Origin of the sequence: Billgrantia saliphila (assembly GCF_002930105.1) — a bacterium.
Taxonomy (GTDB): Bacteria; Pseudomonadota; Gammaproteobacteria; order Pseudomonadales; family Halomonadaceae; genus Halomonas; species Halomonas saliphila.
The window spans coordinates 1-14,149 of the sequence record NZ_PJRN01000004.1; the positions used below are offsets into that span (position 1 = coordinate 1).

At 63.2% G+C, this 14,149-nt stretch carries 12 protein-coding genes and 1 pseudogene; 3 read left to right on the forward strand and 10 right to left on the reverse strand.

Translation table 11 applies throughout. The features are described from left to right. Positions 1 to 156, reverse strand: a pseudogene (locus tag CYJ07_RS05285) (S-(hydroxymethyl)glutathione dehydrogenase); the annotation flags it as partial. 114 nt (positions 157 to 270) lie between these two features. Between CYJ07_RS05285 and CYJ07_RS05290 the strand changes: the two are divergent. Next, complete coding sequence (locus CYJ07_RS05290) at positions 271 to 1,176, forward strand: LysR family transcriptional regulator (RefSeq protein ID WP_104202648.1); 906 nt, start codon at positions 271 to 273, stop codon at positions 1,174 to 1,176. A gap of 66 nt (positions 1,177 to 1,242) precedes the next feature. Here CYJ07_RS05290 and CYJ07_RS05295 read toward each other — a convergent pair whose 3' ends face one another. The 6 genes from CYJ07_RS05295 to CYJ07_RS05320 form a co-directional block, all read right to left on the reverse strand. After that, the gene (locus CYJ07_RS05295; protein ID WP_104202649.1) at positions 1,243 to 2,226 is read right to left on the reverse strand and encodes a branched-chain amino acid ABC transporter permease; all 984 of its coding nucleotides are present in this window, start codon (positions 2,224 to 2,226) and stop codon (positions 1,243 to 1,245) included. Between the two features lie 4 nt (positions 2,227 to 2,230). After that, entirely contained in the window at positions 2,231 to 3,118 is an 888-nt protein-coding gene (locus CYJ07_RS05300) for a branched-chain amino acid ABC transporter permease (RefSeq protein WP_104202650.1), read from the reverse strand. Between the two features lie 61 nt (positions 3,119 to 3,179). Continuing rightward, positions 3,180 to 4,400 (reverse strand): ABC transporter substrate-binding protein, encoded by a 1,221-nt coding sequence (locus CYJ07_RS05305; RefSeq protein WP_104202651.1) that lies wholly within the window; start codon positions 4,398 to 4,400, stop codon positions 3,180 to 3,182. A 135-nt stretch (positions 4,401 to 4,535) separates the two neighbouring features. Continuing rightward, positions 4,536 to 5,288: an ABC transporter ATP-binding protein gene (locus CYJ07_RS05310; protein ID WP_104202652.1), complete on the reverse strand. Its 753-nt coding sequence runs from the start codon at positions 5,286 to 5,288 to the stop codon at positions 4,536 to 4,538. Continuing rightward, positions 5,285 to 6,058 carry an ABC transporter ATP-binding protein gene (locus tag CYJ07_RS05315; RefSeq protein WP_104202653.1) on the reverse strand — a complete coding sequence of 258 codons (774 nt, stop codon included), beginning with the start codon at positions 6,056 to 6,058 and terminating at the stop codon, positions 5,285 to 5,287. Before CYJ07_RS05315 ends, CYJ07_RS05310 begins: the two co-directional genes overlap by 4 nt. A gap of 283 nt (positions 6,059 to 6,341) precedes the next feature. Then, positions 6,342 to 7,721, reverse strand: coding sequence for an L-serine ammonia-lyase (locus CYJ07_RS05320; RefSeq protein ID WP_104202654.1), 1,380 nt, complete (start codon positions 7,719 to 7,721; stop codon positions 6,342 to 6,344). A gap of 165 nt (positions 7,722 to 7,886) precedes the next feature. Between CYJ07_RS05320 and CYJ07_RS05325 the strand changes: the two genes are divergently transcribed. Next, complete coding sequence (locus CYJ07_RS05325) at positions 7,887 to 8,831, forward strand: LysR substrate-binding domain-containing protein (protein ID WP_104202655.1); 945 nt, start codon at positions 7,887 to 7,889, stop codon at positions 8,829 to 8,831. A 51-nt stretch (positions 8,832 to 8,882) separates the two neighbouring features. Beyond that, positions 8,883 to 9,542 (forward strand): hypothetical protein, encoded by a 660-nt coding sequence (locus CYJ07_RS05330; RefSeq protein ID WP_104202656.1) that lies wholly within the window; start codon positions 8,883 to 8,885, stop codon positions 9,540 to 9,542. A gap of 98 nt (positions 9,543 to 9,640) precedes the next feature. Here the strand turns inward: CYJ07_RS05330 and rpoD are convergent, their stop codons facing one another. The 3 genes from rpoD to rpsU all read right to left on the reverse strand — a co-directional run bounded on the left by rpoD (position 9,641) and on the right by rpsU (position 13,925). Beyond that, entirely contained in the window at positions 9,641 to 11,500 is a 1,860-nt protein-coding gene (gene rpoD, locus CYJ07_RS05335; protein WP_104202657.1) for an RNA polymerase sigma factor RpoD, read from the reverse strand. A gap of 215 nt (positions 11,501 to 11,715) precedes the next feature. Beyond that, entirely contained in the window at positions 11,716 to 13,563 is a 1,848-nt protein-coding gene (gene dnaG, locus CYJ07_RS05340; protein WP_104202658.1) for a DNA primase, read from the reverse strand. Positions 13,564 to 13,709: 146 nt separating this feature from the next. Next, positions 13,710 to 13,925 (reverse strand): 30S ribosomal protein S21, encoded by a 216-nt coding sequence (gene rpsU, locus CYJ07_RS05345; RefSeq protein ID WP_010629611.1) that lies wholly within the window; start codon positions 13,923 to 13,925, stop codon positions 13,710 to 13,712. Positions 13,926 to 14,149: the final 224 nt, after the last annotated feature.

Below are 14,149 nucleotides of genomic sequence, written 5' to 3' on the forward strand. Positions count from 1 at the left end.
CGGGTCGGCGCCAGAGAGGGTATAGGCGTCGGTATGGCAGACGCTGGTGGCCTTGATCTGCACCAGCACCTCGCCCGCCTTGGGCGGCTCGACGTCGATCTCGGTGAGCTCGAGCGGCTGGCCCGCTTCCCAGGCAACGGCGGCGCGCGATTTCATGGCGAACTCCTGCAGTTGGATAATGAGACGCTTAGTCTAGGCGCCCTTGCCGTGGCGATGAAACTGCAACAGAATCACTACATTATTCCCGTTCAGCAATAATAGGGGTGATCCATGGCACGCTGGGACGGTATCGAAGCCTTCGTGGAGGTGGTCAGGCTCGGCACCTTTGCCGCCGCGGCACGCCAGCTGCAGGTTTCCAACTCCCATATCAGCCGTCAGGTCGCCCAACTGGAACAGCAGCTCGGCCTCCCCCTGCTCTATCGCACCACGCGCCAGATCCGCCTGACCGACGCCGGCGAGCGCTACTATGCGCGCTGCCGCGAGCTGATCGAAGGTTTCCACGAAGCGGAATCGGCTCTTCAGGCCCTGCGCGAACGTCCCGAAGGCATTCTCCGCCTGAGCTCCGCCACGACCTTCGGCGAGCGCTTCATCGCCCCGCTGGTCAACGACTTCCTGCGCGAGTATCCGCAACTCGAGACTCGCCTGCACCTGACCAATCGCCAGGTCGACGTGATCGACGAGGGCTACGACGTAGTGATCCGCATGGGCACCCTGCAGGATTCTTCGCTGGTGGCCAGGCGCCTGTGCCAACGGCGCGAATTCGTGATCGGCTCGCCCGATTATTTCCAGCGCAACTCGCAGCCCCATACGGTCGCCGAGCTGAGCAAGCATCGCTGCCTGGTGGGTTCGCGCGATCTATGGCGCTTCGACATCGACGGCGTGCATCGCGAAGTTCGTGTCCACGGTCCCTGGCAGGCCAACTCCGGCCCGGCCCTGCTGGATGCAGCGCTGAAGGGCCTGGGCCTGGCTCAGCTACCCGACTACTACGTGCTGCCCTACCTGGCCAGCGGCGAATTGTTCGAGGTGCTCCACCCCTTCCAGTGCTGCGATGCCGGCGTCTGGGCGGTGATGCCTCGACATCGCCAGCATGCCGCCAAGGTGCGCCTGTTCGTCGACTACCTGGTCGAGAACCTGCCCGCTCGGCTGGCGCAGGCCGCCTCCTCCAAGCCGGCGTAACAAAAAAGCGCCCCGAAGGGCGCCAGGAAGAGGCCTTGCGAAAAGCGGCCCTGCGAAGGGAATCGCTTACTTGAAGTTCTTGCGGTACATCTTCTGTATTTCGCCCACGATCCCGCTGCGAAAGCTGAGCACGCAGACGACAAAGATCAGGCCGAGAATCGGGCTCACCCAGTTGCCCAGCGGCGACTGCGCCAGCAGATGCTGCAGGCTGACGACCAGGCCGGCACCCGCCACGGGCCCGAACAGGGTACCCACGCCCCCCAGCAGGGTCATCAGGATCACCTCGCCCGACATGTGCCAGTGAGCGTCGGTCAGCGAGGCGAGCTGGAACACCACCGTCTTGGTGGAGCCGGCCAGCCCGGCGAGACCCGCGGAAATCACGAAGGCCACCAGCTTGTAGGCATCGACGTTGTAACCGAGCGAAACGGCGCGCGGCTCGTTCTCACGAATCGCCTTGAGCACTTGGCCGAACGGCGAGTGGATGGTGCGCTGGATCAAGGCGAAGCCGAGCAGGAACACAGCGAAGACGAAATAGTACATCGCCAGGTTGCTGCGCAGACTGATGATGCCGAACAGGTGGCCGCGCGGCACACCATGCAGGCCATCCTCGCCACCGGTAAATGGCGCCTGGATGTACATGAAGAACATCAGCTGTGCCAATGCCAGGGTGACCATGGCGAAGTAGATGCCCTGGCGGCGAATCGACAGGGCGCCGAAAATCACACCCAGTGCCACCGCAGCAACCGTGCCGGTGATGATGCCCATTTCCGGCGTCAGCGCCGGGTAGCTCGACAGCAGGTAGCCGGTCACGTAGCCCCCGGTTGCCAGAAACGCCGCGTGGCCGAAGGAGAGCAGGCCGGCGTAGCCGAGCAACAGGTTGAAGGCGCAAGCGAACAGGGCGAAGCACAACACCTTCATCAGGAACACGGGATAGATGGCCAGCGGTGCCACCAATCCCACCGCGATCAGCGCCAGATAGAAGGCGTTGCGCCGCAGGTTGGCACGTCGAGCACGCGCCATGGCCGGGGTCAGTGTCTGTGAATTAGCCATGTCGTCATGCCTCCTTGCCGAACAGGCCGGCGGGTCGCAGCAGGAGCACCAGTATCATCACCAGGAAAATCACCGTATTGGCGGCTTCCGGATAGTAAACCTTGGTCAGACCCTCTATCAGCCCCATGCCGAGGCCGGTGAGAATCGCGCCCAGAATCGAGCCCATGCCGCCGATGACCACCACCGCGAAGACCACGATCAGCAGATTGGAACCCATGGTCGGCGATACGGGATAAAGCGGTGCGGCAAGCACCCCGGCGAAGGCCGCCAGTGCCACACCGAAGCCGTAGGTGAGCGTGACCAGCAGCGGCACGTTGACCCCGAAAGCCTGCATCAGCGCCGGGTTCTCGGTGCCGGCTCGCAGATAGGCGCCAAGCCGCGTGCGCTCGATCATGTACCAGGTAAATACACACACGATGATCGCCGCTAGCAGCACCCAGGCACGGTACTTGGGCAGGAACATGAAGCCCAGCTGATACCCTCCCTGAAGTGCATCGGGAGTCGGATAGCGAGCGCCGGAGACGCCGAAGAAGTTGATCAGACTGCCTTCGAAGATCAGCGCCAGGCCGAAGGTCAACAGCAGCCCGTAAAGATGATCGAGATGCGCGATGCGACGCAGCAGTACACGCTCGACCAGCATGCCACCCAGTCCCACCACGAGCGGCGTCAGCAGCAGGGCGGCCCAATAATTGACGCCTAGATACTGCATTCCCAGCAGGGTGGTGAACGCACCCAGCATATACATGGCCCCGTGGGCGAAGTTGACGATCTTCAGCAGGCCAAAGATCACCGCCAGGCCCAGGCTCAGCAGGGCGTAGAAGGCGCCGTTGATCAGGCCCAGCAGCAGCTGGCCCATGAACACCGCCACCGGCACCCCGAAAATCATCGTCATGTCGGATTCTCCTCGCCGTCAGAGGAGCGGCGGCCGCAGCCGCCGCCGTAACGTATCACGCTCAGTTCTGGACCAGCTTGCACTGGCTCTCGGAGAGCGGACGGTAAGCCTCTTCGGCGGGAATGGAGGTGAGGATCTCGTAGAGGTCCCACTCGTGGGTGGACTGATCCGGTGACTTCACGCGGGCCAGGTACATGTCATGCACCATGCGGCCATCCTCGCGGACGCGACCGTTGCGTGCGAAGAAGTCGTGGATCGGCTGCTTCATCATGTACTCACGCACCGTCTGGGTGTCGTCGCTGCCGGTCGCCTCGACGGCCTGGAGGTAGTGCATGGTGCTGGAGTAGATGCCGGCCTGGACCATGGTCGGCATGCTGCCCACGCGCTCGTAGTAGCGCTCGGCCCATTCACGCGCCTGCTCATCCATGTTCCAGTACCAGCCGGTAGTGAGCAGCAGCCCCTGGGTGGTATCGAGTCCCATGGCGTAGACGTCGTTGAGGAATACCAGCAGGCCGGCGAGCTGCTGGCCGGCCTCGACCACACCGAACTGACTGGCGGTGTTGATTGCGTTGACGGTATCGGCGCCGGCATTGGCCAGGCCGATGATCTTGGCCCCGGAGCCCTGGGCCTGGAGGATGTAGGACGAGAAATCATCGGTGGGGAACGGATGGCGCACGCCACCGACGATCTCGCCACCGTTCTCCTCCACCACCTTGGTCACGTCGGCTTCCAGGGCATGACCGAAGGCGTAGTCGGCGGTGAGCATGAACCAGGAGTCGCCGCCCTGCTCCACCACCGCCCGGGCGGTGCCATTGGCCAGCGGATAGGTGTCGTAGACCCAGTGGATATGGTTGGGCGTGCAGTGCTCATTGGTGATGCTCGATGCCGCCGAGCCGGAAACGATGCCGAAGCCGTCGTTCTCCTCGAGCACTTTGGTCACGGCGATGGTCACCGATGAAGCCACCATGCCGGCCACCAGGTCGACGTTGCGCTGATCGACCCACTCGCGCACGGTGTTGGCCCCCACGTCGGCGCTGTTGCGGTCGTCGGCGCTGAACACTTCGATCGGCATGCCGTCGACGCTGCCTCCGAAGTCCTCGATCGCCATCTGGAGGGCCTCGAGACCACCCGGGCCGGCCAGGTCGCGGTAGGTGCCGGACATGTCGGCGAGATAGCCGATGCGCACCTCGCCGTCGCTGATCTCGGCCTGAGCGGTCGCGGCCATCGAGGCGGCGGCGGCGATGGCAATGCTGCTGGCGAGGGTCTTCTTGATGAAGGTCATTTTTCGTCTCCATGGCCCGTTCGGGCGGCTTGTTGTTGTGGCGAGCTGCGTCACAGATCGCTGTGGTGGTGGTTACGAAAGTTGCTGTTGTGGTTTGGTGCGCTACCGAGGCGGCGCGGGTTGTGGTCGAGAGGTTCAGACACCCAGCAGCGTATGCAGGTGGTCGCGCTTCGATGGCAGCTCCGCCGCCGCGATCTCCTCGACGATACGTCCATGCTCCATGACGTAATGACGGTCGGCGAGCGGCGCGGCAAAGCGAAAGTTCTGCTCCACCAGCACGATGGTCATGCCGCGGTCGCGCAGTTTGAGCAGCACCTCGCCAAGCGTCTGGACGATGACCGGCGCGAGCCCCTCTGTGATTTCATCAAGCAGCAGCATCTGTGCACCGGTACGCAGAATGCGCGCCATCGCCAGCATCTGCTGCTCGCCACCCGAGAGTCGGGTGCCCTGGCTGCGACGTCGCTCGTAGAGGTTGGGGAACATCGCGTAGATCTCATCCAGCGACATGCCTCCCGAGCGCACGGTCGGAGGCAGCAGCAGGTTCTCCTCCACGTCGAGGCTGGCGAAGATGCCGCGCTCCTCGGGGCAATAGCCGATACCTAGCCGCGGGATGCGATGCGGCTTCATGGCGATGGTCTCGGTGCCGTTGATCACGATCGAACCGGTGCGACGACCGACCATGCTCATGATCGCCTTGAGCGTGGTGCTGCGCCCAGCGCCGTTGCGCCCCAGCAGCGTGATCAGCTCGCCACGACGGACCTCGAGATCGACACCATGCAGGATGTGGGATTCGCCGTAGAAGGCGTGCAGATCCCGGACGCGCAGCATATCGACACCGTCGTGCTCCCGATACTGGGCGGCTGCGGGACGTTCCGCGACCTGGTTCATGCGTCGACCTCCTCTGTTTCGGCTTCGCTGCCCATATACGCCTCGCGGACCCGCGGATCGGCGGAAACCGTGGCATAGTCGCCTTCCGCCAGCACGGCACCGCGCGCCAGCACGGTGATGCGATCGCAAAGCCGGCTCACTACGCTGAGGTTATGCTCCACCATCAGCACGGTGCGGCCCCTGGCCACCCGACGAATCAGTTCAACGATGCGATCCACGTCCTCGGCACCCATGCCCTGGGTCGGCTCGTCGAGCAGCATCAGGGTCGGCTCCATGGCGAGCGTGGTGGCCACTTCCAGCGCACGCTTGCGGCCGTAGGGCATCTCCACGGTCAGCACGTCGGCGTAGTCGCGCAGGCCCACCTCATCGAGCAGCTCGATCGCGCGTTCGTTTAGGTGATCGAGCGTGCGCTCGGACTTCCAGAAGTGGAACGAGGTGCCGATCGGCCGCTGCAGCGCCACACGCACGTTCTCGAGTGCGGTCATATGGGCGAACACCGCGGAGATCTGGAACGAGCGTACCAGCCCCATGCGAGCGATCTCGTTGGCCTTCATGCCAGTGATCGGCTTGCCCCGGTAGTGGATCTCGCCCCGGGTAGGCGGCAGGAACTTGGTGAGAAGGTTGAAGACTGTCGTCTTGCCGGCCCCATTGGGACCGATCAGGGCGTGGATGTGTCCTTCCCGGATCTGCAGGTTGACATCGTCCACCGCCGTGAAGCCGCGGAACTGCTTGGTCAACCCGTGAGTTTCCAGTATGAACTCCTGGGTCATGTGACGTCCTCTCCGGATCGCTTGGCGACGACCCATGTCGATTGTTGTCGTTGTCGTGAAGGCTGCTGCTTGTTCTTGGCTCAGCCCGGGACTTCTAACCTTTACGTTAACGTAAGCTAGAGGAGAGATTCCTCGGGAGCAATAGCCTGAGGGTCGAACTCGACCAATGGCGTAGAGGCGCATCCATTCAATAGCTTGCAAACGAAAACGCGACACCGTTCGGTGTCGCGTCTTCCCGCCCGGCGAGCCAGGGCGAGAGGGGCCAAACCCGTGTACGTTTCCTTTAGCACTCGATAGCGTTGACCGCCAATCCGCCGCGGGAGGTTTCCTTGTACTTGTCCTGCATGTCGCGCCCGGTGTCGCGCATGGTGCGAATCGCCTTGTCCAGCGAGATGAAATGATCGCCATCGCCGCGCAGGGCCATCTGGGCGGCGTTGATCGCCTTGACCGAGGCAATGGCATTACGCTCGATGCAGGGCACCTGCACCAGACCGCCCACCGGATCGCAGGTCAGTCCCAGGTTGTGCTCCAGACCGATTTCAGCGGCATTCTCCACCTGGGCCACACTACCGCCCATCACCTCGGCAAGACCCGCCGCGGCCATGGCGCAGGCCGAGCCGACCTCACCCTGGCAGCCTACCTCGGCGCCGGAGATGGAAGCGTTCTTCTTGCACAGAATACCCACCGCTCCGGCCGCGAGCAGGAAATCCACCACATCGCGCTCGCTGGCGTCGGACTGGAACTTCATGTAGTAGTGCAAGACGGCGGGGATGATGCCTGCCGCGCCATTGGTCGGCGCAGTCACCATACGCCCGCCTGCAGCGTTCTCTTCGTTCACCGCCAGGGCGAAGACGTTGACCCAATCCATCGCACCGAACGTCGTGGCGATCAGGCCGCGATCGTCCTGTGCCGCCAGCAGGCGCCGATGCAGTGCCGCAGCACGCCGCCTGACGTTAAGCCCGCCGGGCAGCACACCTTCATGCTGCAGCCCGGCCTCGACACAAGCCTGCATGGACTGCCATATCTGCCACAGGCCTTCGCGCACCTCTCCCTCGCTGCGCCAGGCCTTTTCGTTTTCCAGCATCAGCTCGCTGATGCGCAGATCGTGCATTCGACACAGGGCCATCAGCTCGGCGGCGGAGTTGAAGTCATAGGGCAACACCGTCTTGTCCTGGTCCAGTTCGCCCCGAGCCGCCTGATCCTCGTCGACGACGAAGCCGCCCCCTACCGAGTAATAGGTGTTACGCCAGAGTTCGTCGCTATGCCCATGGGCGACGAGCGTCATGGCATTGGGATGGTAGGGCAGGCACTCCTCGTACCACTGCATGTCGCGTGCCCACAGGAAGGGAATCGGCAAACGGCCATCCAGTATCAGGGTATTGGACTCGAGCAACTCCTCGATGCAGGGCGTGACGATGGCCGGATCGATCCTGTCCGGTCGCTCTCCCATGAGACCCATGATCGCGGCACGGTCGGTACCGTGGCCCTTGCCTGTCGCGCTGAGCGAACCGTAAAGCTGCACTTCGATCCGCGCCACCCGCTCCAGCAGGTCTCGCTCGCGCAGCGCCTGGACGAAATCGAAGGCAGCTCGCATTGGCCCTACGGTATGTGAGCTGGAGGGGCCGATGCCCACCTTGAACAGATCGAAGACGCTGATTGCCATGCAGTTCACCTCGTTGCCGCCTGGGCCGATATTCAGTCCGAGTCACGGACGGATCAGCCTGGCTAAAACATCTTTGCCATTAGGGCATGAATGCCACTATGGTGGTGGCATTTTCCGTGTCGGACAAACGAGAATAACTCCTTCCCAGTGTAGTATGACTAAACCATGAGCCGTCTCTTGCATGCCCAGACCCACGCTTGGCTGAAGGTTTTCGCCGTCAGCGCCCGCCATCTCTCCTTCACCCGCGCGGCGGAGGAGCTGCATGTCACTACCGGTGCGGTGAGCCAGCAGATCAAGCAACTCGAAGAGCGTCTCGGGTTCAAGCTCTTTCGCCGCCTGCCACGACGCCTGGAGTTGACCGAAGAGGGCAAGCGGCTCGCCGCCGTGGTCGACGAGGCCTACCAGTCGGTCGGCCTCGAGGTGAAGCGTCTGCGCAGCGGTGTGATGAGCGGCGTGATTCGGCTACGGAGCGTACCGGCCTTTCTCAGCAAATGGCTGATGCCGCGGCTACCGCGACTCCAGGCGCGCTTCCCCGATATCGAACTCCAGGTGATCGCCGAGGACAGCAGCCTGTCGCTGCGCGAGGGGGAGTTCGACCTGGCCATCGACTTGAACGATGGCCATTACCCGGGCCTTTCGATCACGCCATTGATGGAGGAGGTCATTTTCCCTGTCTGCTCCCCGGCGCTGATGCGCCGTCGCCCCGCCCTCTCGCAGCCACAGGATCTCGCTTGGTACCCGCTTCTGCACGACGTCACCGCCTGGCGGGGGGGACACCCTTACGCCGAGTGGGAGCACTACCTGCATGCCATCGAGGCACCGTCGCTCAACGTGCGCCGTGGCTATACTTTCAACCGTTATCGCCTGGCCCTGGAGGCGGCGATAGCGGGTATGGGCGTCGCCATTGCGCGTCAGGCCCTGCTGACCGACGAACTGCAGACTGGCAGCCTGATCGCCCCCTTCCCCCAGCGCATACCTACCGGCAAGCGCTACGGCATCGTGCATACCAGCGGCGCCCTGGACGACCGCCGAGTCGCCGCGGTGCATGACTGGATCGTCGAGGAGGCGCAACGTAGCCGAAGCCTGGCCATGGCAGGCCCGGATCGATGACGCTACAATCCATGCATTACCGTATGTTAGTCCTCCCCCAGCGGAATCCTCATGCCACGAACTTCTGTGTCGCCGCAGCCCACGGCGACTATCGGCTTCGGTGCGGCCTGCCTTCGAGCAGCCCTTTACATCCTTCTGATCGCCACGCTTCTGCAGGGCATCTATTTCGAGGCGCTGTATCTTCCCGCCAGGCGCTCCTTCGGAGAGCTGGGTTTCACCGAATTCTGTCAGAGCACCCTGCTCGTCATTATTTGCCTACTGCTCTGCATGCCTCCCGTCAGGCGTGAGCTCCCTACCGTCTCGCTGTTATTGTTGGCGTTGAGCGCCACCTCGCTGATCCGTGAGCAGGACTACTATCTGGATATCTATGTCTTCGACGGCGCCTGGCAGCTATTGACGACGCTGGTCCTGCTTCCCTGTCTCGCCATCGTGCTGTGGCGACGCCAACGCTTCCTGAACGAATTCAAGGCCTACAGCAACAGCTTCTCGTTCGGCCTCTTCGCCTCGGGCTTCCTCGTCACCTACGTCTTCTCTCGCCTGTATGGACGCAGCGAGATGTGGATGGCCATTCTGGAAGACCAGTATCAACGCACCTTCAAGGATGCCGCCGAGGAGATCACCGAATTGCTCGGCTACAGCCTGATCTTGATTGCCGCCATCGAGCTGGTACTGCTCGCGAGGCGCTGGCAGCAAGCCCGGTCTATGCCCTGAACGCCAGCGTCGGGACAGCCCGCTGCCTGCCATCAAACGCAAGACGCCCGCAGCATGGCTGCGGGCGTCTTGCGTGATCACGAGCGAGGGTCCGGGCGTTATTCGTCGAGGAATGAGCGCAGCGGCTCCGAACGGCTCGGATGGCGCAGCTTGCGCAGCGCCTTGGCTTCGATCTGACGGATCCGCTCGCGCGTAACGTCGAACTGCTTGCCGACCTCCTCGAGGGTATGATCGGTATTCATGTCGATGCCGAAACGCATGCGCAGCACCTTGGCCTCGCGTGCGGTCAGACCGCCCAAGACGTTGCGGGTCGCCTCGATCAGCCCTTCGCCGGTGGCCAGATCGACCGGCAGCTGCATGGTTCCGTCCTCGATGAAATCGCCCAGGTGGGAATCGTCGTCGTCCCCGATGGGCGTCTCCATGGAGATCGGCTCCTTGGCGATCTTAAGCACCTTGCGCACCTTGTCCTCGGGCATTTCGAGACGCTCGCCCAGTTCTTCCGGAGTGGGTTCGCGGCCCATCTCCTGCAGCATCTGACGCGATACGCGGTTGAGCTTGTTGATAGTCTCGATCATGTGCACCGGAATACGGATGGTCCGCGCCTGGTCGGCGATCGAGCGCGTGATCGCCTGGCGAATCCACCAGGTGGCGTAGGTCGAGAACTTGTAGCCCCGCCGATATTCGAACTTGTCCACCGCCTTCATCAAGCCGATGTTGCCCTCCTGGATGAGATCCAGGAACTGCAAGCCGCGGTTGGTGTACTTCTTGGCTATCGAGATCACCAAACGCAGGTTGGCTTCGACCATCTCCTTCTTGGCCCGGCGCGCCTTGGCCTCGCCAATGGAGAGACGACGATTGATCTCCTTGAGCTCGGTCACGGACAGCTGGACCATGTCCTCCTCGAAGGCGATACGCCGCTGGGCGCGCTGGATGTCGGCACGCAGCGGTTCCAGGCGATCGGCGAACTTGCTCTGATCGGCCATGAACACGTCGACCCACTCCTGACGCGACTCGTTGCCCGGAAATTCCTTGATGAAGTGCTTGCGTGGCACCTTCGCCTTCTTGACGAAGAGCTGCATGATCGCCTTTTCCTGGGCACGAATCTGCTCGACGCTGATCCTCACCTGGCCGACCAGGCGCTCGAAGTGCTTCGGTACCAGCTTGATCGGCGAGAACAGCTCCGCCAGACGCTCCATTTCTGCCCGAGCCTCGGCGCTTTCGCGACCGTGCTTGGCAATGGTGGTACGCACCAGCTCGTTCTGTTCACGAATCTGCTCGAAGCGGGCCTTGGCCTCTTCGGGGTCGGGGCCGCCGGTGCTCTCCTCCTCGGCCTCGGTGTCGTCATCGTCTTCGTCGTCGCTATCGCTGTCGTCGCTGTCGCCGTCATCGCTGAGGTCTTCTTCGGGCACCTCGGCTTCAGCCACGCCGGGAATTCCTTCGTCCGGATCGATGAAGCCCGAGAAGAGGTCGGAAAGACGTCCTGGCGCCTCTTCGTCCTGAGTGGCGTCATAGGCCTCGAGGATAGAGTCCACCGCCCCGGGCAGCCACGCCAGTGCCGACATGACTTCGCGGGTGCCCTCCTCGATGCGCTTGGCGATCTCGATCTCGCCCTCGCGGGTCAGCAGCTCCACGGTGCCCATTTCGCGCATGTACATGCGCACCGGGTCGGTGGTGCGACCGACATCGCTCTCCACCGCCGCCAGGGCGGCCACGGCCTCCTCGGCAGCCGACTCGTCAGCGGAGTGATCGGACATCATCAAGGTATCTTCGTCGGGAGCCTCCTCGACGACGCTGATCCCCATGTCGTTGATCATGCCGATGATATCTTCCACCTGATCGGGATCGGCAATATCCTCGGGAAGGTGGTCGTTGACCTCGGCATAGGTCAGGTAGCCCTGTTCCTTGCCGCGCGCGATCAACTCCTTCAGACGTGACTGCTGCTGCGCATTTCCAGCCATAGAAACCCTATCTCGACGAAGAAGAATGAAGCACCTGAGCGGTGAGGTGGAGAAAACTCATGAAGCCCAATAGTATAGCGGGAAACATCGCATCCCCGCCAGTACGGCCCATTTGCTCTGTCATTCAGGTGTGTTAATTTAATCGGTTGTGCCGACGCTGGAGTTCAGTTCCCTTAATGTGGTGGCGATGGCGGAAAATTCAACCCATCGCCCGGCTATCGTTTGAGCTCCATCAACAGCTCCATCAGCCGTTGCCTGGCCTCCATCGATAGACGCTCCCCGCCGCGCTCCCGCTCCAGCAGCGCATCGAGTTCTTCCTGCGGCGACCGGCGCTGGCGATGGCGCTGCAGATATTCGATCAATCCTTCCAGCTCCCGGCTTCGCGTCTCGCGGGGTATCAGCAATTCGCGCCGAGCCAGTGCCGCCAGGCGCTGCCCCGATTCGCTGCCCTGGAAATGGGCCAGTAGTACCTGCGGGCTGCGATAGCGCCCTGCACGCAGCAGCCGCACCAGCTCCCGGCACAGCTCGCCATCGGCATCCTCGACGGGGCACCAGTCGTCGCCGTCGGGCAGACGCTCGATCAGCGCCGGCTCGTGAACCAGCAGCTGCACCACGCGCGCCACCGGTCCCAGCGGCCCACGCCCTCCCGCCTCCGCCGTCTTACCCGCCCTGACAGGCTCGGCAGCGGCGGTCTGGCCGAGCGGCAGCGGCGCATCGCGCGGCGACTCTTCAACCACCAGGTGAGGCGACGGCTCCTCCTGGCGCTGCATGAGCGCTTCGAAACGCGCCTGATCGACGCCGGTGCGCCGCGAGAGCTCTCCCAGCAACACCGTCCTGAGCATGCCCTCCGGCAGCCGCTCCGCGGCCTTCAGCACCTGGCTGGCAAAGCGCTCGCGGTCTTCGACCCGCGTCAGGTCGCGCCCACGTGCCGCCTGCTCGAAGAGGAACTCGGACAGCGGACTGGCACAGGTGATGCGATCCTCAAAGGCGGCGGCCCCTTCGCGGCGCACCAAGGTATCCGGATCCTCGCCTTCCGGCAGGAACAGGAAGCGTGCCTCGCGGCCGTCGATCATCTGCGGCAGTACCGTCTCCAACGCCCGGCTGGCTGCCTGGCGTCCCGCACGGTCGCCATCGAAGCAGAACACCACCTCGCTGACCAGGCGAAACAGCCGGGCCAGATGGTCCTCGCTGGTCGACGTGCCCAAGGTGGCCACGGCATTGCGAATGCCGAACTGAGCCAGCGCCACCACATCCATGTAGCCCTCGACGATCACCACCCGTTCCAGGCGAGGATTTGCCTGGCGCGCCTCGAACAATCCGTAGAGCTCACGACCCTTGTGGAAGACGGGGGTTTCCGGCGAGTTCAGGTACTTGGGCTTGGCATCCCCGAGCACGCGCCCACCGAAGGCGATGGTACGACCGCGCACGTCGCGGATCGGAAACATTACCCGATCGCGAAAGCGATCATAGGTGCGCCCGCTCTCCTCGCGGTGTACCAGCAGGCCGTACTCCACCTGCACCGGTTCCGGGATGCCTCGCTGCCCCAGATGGCGCTTGAGCGCCTCCCAGTCATCGGGAGCGTAACCGATGCCGAAGTCGCGCTGCACTTCGGAGGACAGGCCGCGGCGAGCCAGATACTCGCGTGCCGCCTGGCCTTCAGGCATCTTCAGGCGCTCGCGGAAAAAGCTTGCCGACAGCTCCAACAGATTGACGCCTTCCTGCCGCTTGCGCTCGCGGGCCTGGGCCCGCGGATCGTCGGCCCCTTCCCGCGGCACCTCGATCCCCTGCCTCGCAGCCAACTGCTCCACCGCTTCGGGAAAGCGTAGCTTGTCGTACTCCATCAGAAAGCGCAGCGCGTTACCGTGAGCGCCGCAGCCAAAGCAGTGGTAGAACTGCTTGTCGGCGCTCACGGTAAAAGACGGCGTCTTCTCCTGATGAAAGGGACACAAGCCGGAATAATTGCGCCCGGCTTTCTTCAACGGCACTCGTTCGCCCACGACCTCGACCACGTCAACGCGAGCAAGCAGATCATCGATGAAGCGCTGGGGAATCTGGCCGGCCATTGGGGTCTTGCCACCTCCCGGCGGGACATATGAGAAGAGAGGGCGTGGCGCCGTTAACGGAAAGACAAGCGGCCACCTGACGGCGGCCGCTTGCGCATCCTTCCAGGGTTACCGCCGCAGGCTGCGCCGGTCACCCCCAGTACGGATCAATAGAGCCGTTCGAAGCGCTTGCGCTCACGCTGCAGCTTCTTGGCGTGACGCTTCACCGCAGCCGCGGCCTTGCGCTTGCGCTCCGCAGTCGGCTTCTCGTAGTGCTCGCGACGACGCACTTCGGAGAGGATGCCGGCTTTTTCACAGGAACGCTTGAAACGGCGCAGTGCGACGTCAAACGGCTCGTTATCACGTACTTTGACAGAAGGCATTAAGCACTCACCTACCTTAGATCTTGAGTTCGGTTCGTACGTACACCCTCTTCGCCACTTCCCGTCCGCCCACGCGGTGCCAAATCGGCGGGGAAGCGTCTCTGGATGCACGACCCAGTTGTACAGCGCACGGTAGTTTAGTCGTCGGATCGACGCTTTGCAAATCGTCAAGGCCTCTCGACGCGGCATGCGGGAAGCCGTCGCCGCGCTGGTTTGTTAGAATG

What these genes read in the sequence shown, in the direction of transcription:
- CYJ07_RS05290 (WP_104202648.1), top strand. Translation starts at nt 271, where the DNA reads ATGGCACGCTGGGACGGTATCGAAGCCTTCGTGGAGGTGGTCAGGCTC.
- CYJ07_RS05295 (WP_104202649.1), bottom strand. Translation starts at nt 2,226, where the DNA reads ATGGCTAATTCACAGACACTGACCCCGGCCATGGCGCGTGCTCGACGT.
- CYJ07_RS05300 (WP_104202650.1), bottom strand. Translation starts at nt 3,118, where the DNA reads ATGACGATGATTTTCGGGGTGCCGGTGGCGGTGTTCATGGGCCAGCTG.
- CYJ07_RS05305 (WP_104202651.1), bottom strand. Translation starts at nt 4,400, where the DNA reads ATGACCTTCATCAAGAAGACCCTCGCCAGCAGCATTGCCATCGCCGCC.
- CYJ07_RS05310 (WP_104202652.1), bottom strand. Translation starts at nt 5,288, where the DNA reads ATGAACCAGGTCGCGGAACGTCCCGCAGCCGCCCAGTATCGGGAGCAC.
- CYJ07_RS05315 (WP_104202653.1), bottom strand. Translation starts at nt 6,058, where the DNA reads ATGACCCAGGAGTTCATACTGGAAACTCACGGGTTGACCAAGCAGTTC.
- CYJ07_RS05320 (WP_104202654.1), bottom strand. Translation starts at nt 7,721, where the DNA reads ATGGCAATCAGCGTCTTCGATCTGTTCAAGGTGGGCATCGGCCCCTCC.
- CYJ07_RS05325 (WP_104202655.1), top strand. Translation starts at nt 7,887, where the DNA reads ATGAGCCGTCTCTTGCATGCCCAGACCCACGCTTGGCTGAAGGTTTTC.
- CYJ07_RS05330 (WP_104202656.1), top strand. Translation starts at nt 8,883, where the DNA reads ATGCCACGAACTTCTGTGTCGCCGCAGCCCACGGCGACTATCGGCTTC.
- rpoD (WP_104202657.1), bottom strand. Translation starts at nt 11,500, where the DNA reads ATGGCTGGAAATGCGCAGCAGCAGTCACGTCTGAAGGAGTTGATCGCG.
- dnaG (WP_104202658.1), bottom strand. Translation starts at nt 13,563, where the DNA reads ATGGCCGGCCAGATTCCCCAGCGCTTCATCGATGATCTGCTTGCTCGC.
- rpsU (WP_010629611.1), bottom strand. Translation starts at nt 13,925, where the DNA reads ATGCCTTCTGTCAAAGTACGTGATAACGAGCCGTTTGACGTCGCACTG.